5 protein-coding genes and 1 pseudogene are annotated in these 7121 nt (G+C 72.1%); 3 read left to right on the top strand and 3 right to left on the bottom strand.

Annotated elements, in window-relative coordinates; all coding sequences use genetic code 11:
- Positions 1-79: 79 nt before the first annotated feature.
- Genes ACZ7NC_RS19170 through ACZ7NC_RS19160 form a run of 3 tightly spaced genes read right to left on the bottom strand, consistent with a single transcriptional unit; the run spans position 80 to position 3675 of the window.
- Positions 80-2359: an ABC transporter permease gene (locus tag ACZ7NC_RS19170; protein WP_471489735.1), complete on the bottom strand. Its 2280-nt coding sequence runs from the start codon at positions 2357-2359 to the stop codon at positions 80-82.
- Positions 2360-2410: 51 nt separating this feature from the next.
- Entirely contained in the window at positions 2411-3163 is a 753-nt protein-coding gene (locus ACZ7NC_RS19165) for an ABC transporter ATP-binding protein (protein WP_471489733.1), read from the bottom strand.
- Positions 3160-3675, bottom strand: a complete 516-nt coding sequence (locus ACZ7NC_RS19160; protein ID WP_471489731.1) for a PadR family transcriptional regulator — start codon at positions 3673-3675, stop codon at positions 3160-3162. Before ACZ7NC_RS19160 ends, ACZ7NC_RS19165 begins: the two co-directional genes overlap by 4 nt.
- Positions 3676-3801: 126 nt before the next feature.
- Here ACZ7NC_RS19160 and ACZ7NC_RS19155 point away from each other — a divergent pair, with 126 nt between their 5' ends.
- The 3 genes and pseudogenes from ACZ7NC_RS19155 to ACZ7NC_RS19145 all read left to right on the top strand — a co-directional run.
- Positions 3802-5073, top strand: a complete 1272-nt coding sequence (locus tag ACZ7NC_RS19155) for an ABC transporter substrate-binding protein (protein ID WP_471489729.1) — start codon at positions 3802-3804, stop codon at positions 5071-5073.
- 135 nt (positions 5074-5208) lie between these two features.
- Positions 5209-6834 (top strand): glycoside hydrolase family 13 protein, encoded by a 1626-nt coding sequence (locus tag ACZ7NC_RS19150; protein WP_471489728.1) that lies wholly within the window; start codon positions 5209-5211, stop codon positions 6832-6834.
- Between the two features lie 54 nt (positions 6835-6888).
- Positions 6889-7121 (top strand): annotated as a pseudogene (locus tag ACZ7NC_RS19145) (carbohydrate ABC transporter substrate-binding protein); the annotation flags it as partial.

Below are 7121 nucleotides of genomic sequence, written 5' to 3'. Positions count from 1 at the left end.
ACAACCCGCAGCAGCCCTACGGCCCCGGCCGCCACGGCGGTTGACCTCGCGGAATCCGTCGGGTCGGGTCCGGCGTTGGTCAGGCGACCGCGCTCAGCGTGTCCGCGAGGCGGCGGCGGGCCGCGCGGCCCGCGGGTACGGCGGCGAGGGCCGCCGCCCCGGCGACCGCAGCGGTGCCGAACAGCAGCAGAAGTGCGGGGGAGGGGCCCTGGGCGATCCCGGAGCCGATGCCGCTCGATCTGCCCTGGGAGTCGATCAGCCAGTGGCCGAGGGGTACGCCCACGGCCGTACCGACGACGACCGCCGCCAGGGCGGTGCAGGCGGTGGATGTGACGGTGATCGCCGTGATCTGCCGGGGGGACAGGCCGATGGCCTTGAGGGCCAGCAGGTCGCGCTCGCCCTCGCGCACCGTGCCGCCGATCGCGGTCAGCAGTTCGATGAGCCCGATCAGGGCCAGGACGGCGATGAGGCCCACCACGACCCCGCGCAGGGGCGAGAGCCCGTCGGCGGGGTTCGGTACGGCGTGGACGTCGAGGCGTCCCTGCCCGGCGTCGGCCAGCCCGTCGGCCACCTGATCGGGGTCGGCGCCGGGGCGGAGCCGCAGCTCGTAGAGGGTGGGGCCGAGGCGGGGGTCGTTCTCGCGGAGGGTGTCCAGGGAGGTGGAGATGACCCGGCCGGCGTTCTCCGGCTCGATGCTCCGGCCCACGATGTGCAGGATCTGCGGCTGGTCGCCGACGGTCATCCGCACCCAGTCGCCGACCTTCACATCCAGCAGCTCCAGCAGCCCCTGCCCGGCCACCGCCTCGTCGCGGCCCAGCGCGGCACGGCCCTCGGCCAGGGCGTACGGGTAGGGATCCGCGTGGGTGCCGAGGCCGCGCAGGGCGATCGTGGCGGTCTGGCCCGGGACCAGGGCGGCCACCTCGACGCCCGGGTAGGCGGCGGCGACCCGCGGGTCGCGTTCCAGCAGCGCGCGGGTGTCGCGGTCGGCCAGATCCGAGGCGTGGACCGTGAGGGCGGTCGGCAGGCCGATCTGCTCGGGCCTGCTGTCGAAGCGTTCGATGGTGGTCCAGGCGCTCATCGCCACCACGATCAGCAGCAGCGGCAGCGCGAGCCGGGCGACCGCGGCCAGGGACCGCGGGCGGCGGGTGAACGCCCGGTGCCAGCCCAGCACCAGCGCCGGCGGCAACCGCAGACCGAGCGCCCCACGTGCCACACCAGAGAGCCGGCCGCCGAGCGGGGCCGCACGCCGGGGCACCGGCACCGGAGGCACCCGCCCCGCCCGCCAGGCCGCGAGCCCCGTGGTCGCGCCGATGAACAGCACCGCCCCCACCGGCACCACGAACAGCGCCACGGTGTGTCCCGGCAGCCCCTGCCAGACCCCCACCGCGTCCCCGAGCCTCCCCGGGATGTGGCTGCCCAGCGCCTGGATGAGAGCCGCCGCGGCCACGGCGCCGAGCAGCGCATAGGCGAGGTGCTGGAGCAGGAAGACGCGCACCACCTGACCCGGCGTGAAGCCGATCGCCTTCAGCACCGAGATGTCCCGCAGATGGCCGCGGATCCGGGTGCCGATGGCCCCGTGCACGGCGAGCCCGGCGGCGACCAGCGCGCCCAGCCCGAACAGCCCCAGCACCTGCCCGAGCAGCCGGTTGTCGCCCTGTGCCTCGGCGCGGGCCTGCTTCCAGGTGGAGACCTCGCCGATCGCACCGGCGCCCAGTACGGTCACGGCGCGCTGGACCGCGTAGTCCGTGTCGTCGGGGTCCGTCAGGCGCAGCCCGATCACCTGGCCGCCCGGGTCGCGCACGGCGGACGGCGGCGCCCAGACGAGCCCCGCCTGTTCACCGGCCCGATAGCGCGGCTCGGCGCTGTCGGCGATGCCGAGCACGGTCAGGGCCCGGTCGGTGCCGGGCAGGGTGAGGGTGTCGCCGGGGGCGGCCAGGAGGGCGCGGGCCAGGCGGCTCTCCAGGACCACGCCCTCGGGGTTCGCCGGGTCCAGCCAGTGGCCGGAGGTCAGCAGCGGGCGGCCGACGGCGGGGCGCTCGGGGGTGCCGCGCAGTTCCACGGAGGCGCGGGTGCCCCGGGAGGCGAGGGTGGTGGACTCGGTGGCATAGGGACCCGCGACGGACTCGACGCCGTCGAGCTCGGCCAGCTTCCCGGTGTCGGCCGAGGCGCCGGTGTGCAGCCATACATGCGCGCCCTGAGCCTGTGTGAAGACGCGCTGCCAGGGGTTGGTGGCATAGCCGAAGAGGGCCGTGGCCAGCAGCAGCGAGACGACGATGCCGGCCGTCGCCAGCACGAGGAACAGGGCCTCGCCGCGGTGCGTGCGCAGATCGGAGTGCGCCCAGCGCAGGGTGGCTCGCACGTGCCTCAGCCCCTCGGCCCGGAATCAGGGAAATGCTCGTACGCCCGCATCTCAGTCCCTGAGCTCCAGCACACTCGACGTCCCGGAGCGGCGCGGCGGCAGGCCGCCGTCCAGCTCGGCGTCGTCGGCGATCCGGCCGTCGAAGAAGCTGATCACCCGGTCCGCGGCGCTCGCCAGCCGGGCGTCATGCGTGACCAGCACGATCGTCTGGCCGCGCTGGTGGAAGCGGGTCAGCAGCCGCATCACCTCGCGGGTGCCCTTGCTGTCCAGGCTGCCGGCGGGTTCGTCGGCCAGCAGCAGTGGCGGCCGGTTCACCAGCGCCCGGGCCAGCGCGACCCGCTGCTGCTCGCCGCCGGACAGCTCGCCCGGCATGCTCCGTTCCTTGCCCGCGAGCCCGAGCTCGGTCAGCAGCTCGGTGCGCTCGGCGCGGGCCCGCTTCGGCGGGACGCCGGCCAGCAGGGCGGGCAGCTCGACGTTGTCGGCGACGGAGAGGTTGGAGACCAGGTTGAAGAACTGGAAGACGATTCCGATGCGCTTTCTGCGCTCCACCGACCAGCGGGACTCGCTCCACCGGTCCGCGCACTCGCCGTCCAGCCAGATGCTCCCGCTGTCCGGCCGCTGCAACCCGCCCAGCAGATGCAGCAAGGTCGACTTGCCGGCCCCCGAGGGACCGGTGACGGCGAGGAACTCGCCCCGGCGGACGGAGAGGTCCACGCCCCGCACGGCATGCGCCGGAGCACCCTCGCCGTAATGGGTCTTGGCCAGGCCCGCCGCGCGCAGCCCAGGAGTGGAATCGTCGCTCACTCCAGCTCCTCCAGCTCTTCCTGGCACCGCTCCAGCCAGTCCAGGTCGGCCTGCAGGTGCAGCATCGCGCCCTCGATCAGCAGCTGGGCGATGCGGTTGTCCCGGTTCTCGGCGGCGGCCAGTTTCGACAGTTGACGCATGGTGTTCAGGTACTGGCGCCGCTGTTTGTTGATCAGGGCGATCTGGTCGGCGAGACCGGTCTGCGGGGCGAGGGCCAGCTTCATGAAGAACTCGTCCCGCACGCGCGGCTCGTCCTCGGTCTCCTCGAACCAGGCGCGCAGCGCCTCACGCCCGGCTTCGGTGAGGTGGTAGACCTTCTTGTTGGGCCGGCTCGACTGTTCGACGTCCTCGCCCTCTATCAGCCCCGATTTCTCGAGACGGCCGAGGGTCACATAGATCTGGCCGACGTTCGGCTGAGGGTACGCGGAGCCCAGCAGTAGCTCAAGGTCCTGCTTCAGTTCGTAGCCATGGGCCGGGCCGCGCGCCAGCAGGGCCAGGAGGGGCAGCCGCACTCGTGCTCTCCTCCCGCATCCCGAGTAATGTGCCGCAGGCCCTAGTATCGCGCATACCTAACAGGTATACATGGCCTCTGTTCCCCGGGCGAAGACGCCCGGTGTCAGGTGTACAGGGAGGAACCTATGCGGTGGATCCACGCCGCCGGTAGGGGCCTTCTCGTCCTCGTCGTGATCCTGACCGGCTACGTCGCCTCCGGCGCCCGTGCCGACGAGGGTCCCGCGAGTGGCAGGGGGCCTTTGACCCTCGCCACCGCAGGCGACCTCACCGGCTACCTCGGCTCCGTGCTGGACGGCTGGAACCGCACCCACCCCGACGAGCAGGTCACCCTGGTCGAGCTGCCGGACTCCGCCGACGAGACACATGCGCAGATGACCACCGACCTGCGCGGGGGCGAGCGCAGCCGCTTCGACATCCTCAACATCGACGTCAGCTGGACCTCGGAGTTCGCCGCGCACGGCTGGATCCGCCCGCTGGCGCGCGACCGCTTCCCGCTGGACACCTTCCTGCCGCCGGTCGTGGACACGGCGACCTACGACGGACAGCTGTACGCGGTCCCGTACGTCACCAACGCCGGCCTGCTCCTGTACCGCAAGGACATCCTCGCCAAGGAGGGCGTCGACCCACCGCGCACCTGGGCCGAGCTGGAGCGGGCGGCGAAGACCATCGCGCCCAAGTACGGCCTCGACGGCTACGCGGGCCAGTTCCTGCCGTACGAGGGCCTCACCGTCAACGCCGCCGAGGCCGTCTACTCGGCGGGCGGCTCGATCCTCGGCGACGAGGGCGAGCGGGTCACCGTGAACTCGATGGCGGCCCGCGACGGCATCGACTTCCTCGCCCGGGGCGTGCGCGAGGGCTGGATCCCGAAGCGGGCGCTGACCTTCAAGGAAGAGGAGTCCAAACAGGCGTTCCAGGACGGACGCCTGCTCTTCCTGCGCAACTGGCCGTACGCCTATGTCGGAGCGTCGGCCAAGGGCTCACCGGTCGCCGGGAAGATCGGTGCCGTACCGCTGCCGGGGCCGGACGGACCGGGCACGAGCGTCCTGGGCGGCTCCAACCTGGCCGTCAGCACCCACACCGAGCACCCCGACTCGGCCGCGCGCCTGCTCGCGTATCTGGCCGGCGAGCGCGTCCAGCGCCAGGTCCTCACCCGTGGCGCGCTGCCTCCCGTACGGGCCGATCTGTACGAAGATCCGGAGCTGGTGCGGGAGTTCCCGTATCTGCCGACCCTGCGCGAGAGCGTGCTCACGGCCGCTCCGCGCCCCAAGAGCCCGCGCTACGACCAGGTGAGCCTGGTGGTGCAGGCGGTCGTGCACGACGCGATGACCGGGCGGGAGACGCCCGAGGCGGCGGTGCGGCGGTTGGCGCGGGAGTTGGCGACCATCTCCAGCCGCTAGTTACTTGTTAGGTAACGGCGGCGTCTCATCTGAGGTGAGGATGTCCAAGTAAGTCCCAATTTGGCGCCCCAACTCGCCAGTATCCTTTGTTTCTTTCATTGACACCTCCGCGATACGCCTACCTAACATGCATGCATGTTGAGTAAGCACCACTGGTGGCGCGACGCGGTGATCTACCAGGTGTACGTCCGCAGCTTTCTGGACAGCACCGGCGATGGCGTCGGCGATCTGGCCGGGGTCCGCGCCGGACTCCCGTACCTGAGGAAGCTCGGGGTCGACGGGATCTGGCTGAGCCCCTTCTATCCCTCCCCGCAGCACGACCACGGCTACGACGTCGCCGACTACTGCGGCGTCGACCCGCTCTTCGGCGACCTCGCCGAGTTCGATCTGCTGGTCGCGGCGGCGCGCCGGCTCGGCATCAAGGTGCTGCTGGACATCGTCCCCAACCACTGCTCCAGCGAGCACGTGTGGTTCGAGGAGGCGCTGGCCGCCGAACCCGGCAGCGCGGCCCGTGCCCGCTTCCACTTCGCCGACGGCCGTGGCGCCGACGGCGAAGAGCCGCCCAACAACTGGCACTCCATGTTCGGCGGCCCGGCCTGGAGCCGGGTGACCGAGGCGGACGGGCGGCCCGGCCAGTGGTACCTGCACATGTTCGCGCCCGAGCAGCCCGACTGGAACTGGCGCAACCCCGAGATCGGCGCCGAGTTCGACCGCATCCTGCGCTTCTGGCTGGACCGGGGCATCGACGGCTTCCGCATCGACGTCGCCGCCGGCCTCTACAAGCACCCGGAACTGCCCGACTCCGACGACCCGGAGGCCGACGCCCGCACCCGCGACTCGGTCAACCCGCTCGCCTGGAACCAGCCCGAGGTGCACGCGGTGTGGCGCCGGTGGCGTGCGACATGCGAGGAGTACACCGCCCGCGACGGCCGCGAGCGGCTGCTCGTCGGCGAGGTGTCCGTGCCGACCGCCCGCGAGCACGCCCTGTACGTCCGCTCCGACGAACTCCACCAGGCCTTCTTCTTCGACCTGCTCAGCGCCCCCTGGGAGGCCGACGCCTTCCGCAAGGTCATCTCCGAGGCCATGCAGGACATAGCCGGCACCGGCTCGACGGTCACCTGGGTCCTCAACAACCACGACCAGGTCCGCACCGTCACCCGCTACGGCGAACCCGCCACCGAGGGCAGCGGCCTCGGCGCCGCCCGCGCCCGCGCGGCCGCGCTGCTGATGCTGGCGCTGCCCGGAGCCGCGTACATCTACCAGGGCGAGGAACTGGGCCTGCCCGAGGTCGTCGACCTGCCCGACGAGGTGCTCACCGACCCGATCTTCCGCCGCACCGGAAGCCGGGCCCGCATACGCGACGGCTGCCGGGTGCCGCTGCCGTGGTCGGGACAGGCCTCGCCGTTCGGCTTCACCTCCGGCGCGGAGAGCGCCAAGCCGTGGCTGCCGCAGCCGGAGTACTTCGCCGAATACGCCACGGACCGCGCCCTCGCCGACACCCGCTCCTTCTGGCACCTGTACCGCGACGGCCTCCAACTGCGCGCCGCGCTGCCTCAGTTGGGCGAGGGCGCGCTGCGCTGGCTGGACAGCGCCCCCGGTGTCCTGGCCTTCGTCCGCGGCGACGGTCTCGTCTGCGCCGTCAACTTCGGTACGGCGCCCACGCCCGCACCGGTCTCCGGCACCCCGCTGCTGTCGAGCGGCCCCTGCCCGGCCGGAGTGCTGCCCGGTTCGACCGCGGCCTGGTGGATCAACGACCGCTGAATCTCCCCTGAACCGACCTCCGTCAACTCCCCATTCCCCGAAGGGACATCAACGATGATGCGACGACGTACGACCCTGCTCACCGGCTGCACCGCCCTCGTCCTGGCGCTCGGCGCGACCGCCTGTGGCGGCGGCCCCGTCTCCGCCGGCGGCGGCGACAAGGCGCTCAGCGGTCAGACGGTCACCGTGGCCGGTGTCTGGTCCGGCAGTGAGCAGAAGAACTTCCAGAAGGTGCTGGACGCGTTCACCGAGAAGACCGGTGCCAAGACCCAGTTCACCTCCACCGG

This window comes from Streptomyces sp. NPDC111802 (genome assembly GCF_055634335.1).
This window is presented reverse-complemented; position numbering and strand designations above follow the sequence as displayed.

Coding starts and splice junctions, on each gene's coding strand:
- ACZ7NC_RS19155 (WP_471489729.1), top strand. CDS start 3,802: ATGCGGTGGATCCACGCCGCCGGTAGGGGCCTTCTCGTCCTCGTCGTG.
- ACZ7NC_RS19150 (WP_471489728.1), top strand. CDS start 5,209: ATGTTGAGTAAGCACCACTGGTGGCGCGACGCGGTGATCTACCAGGTG.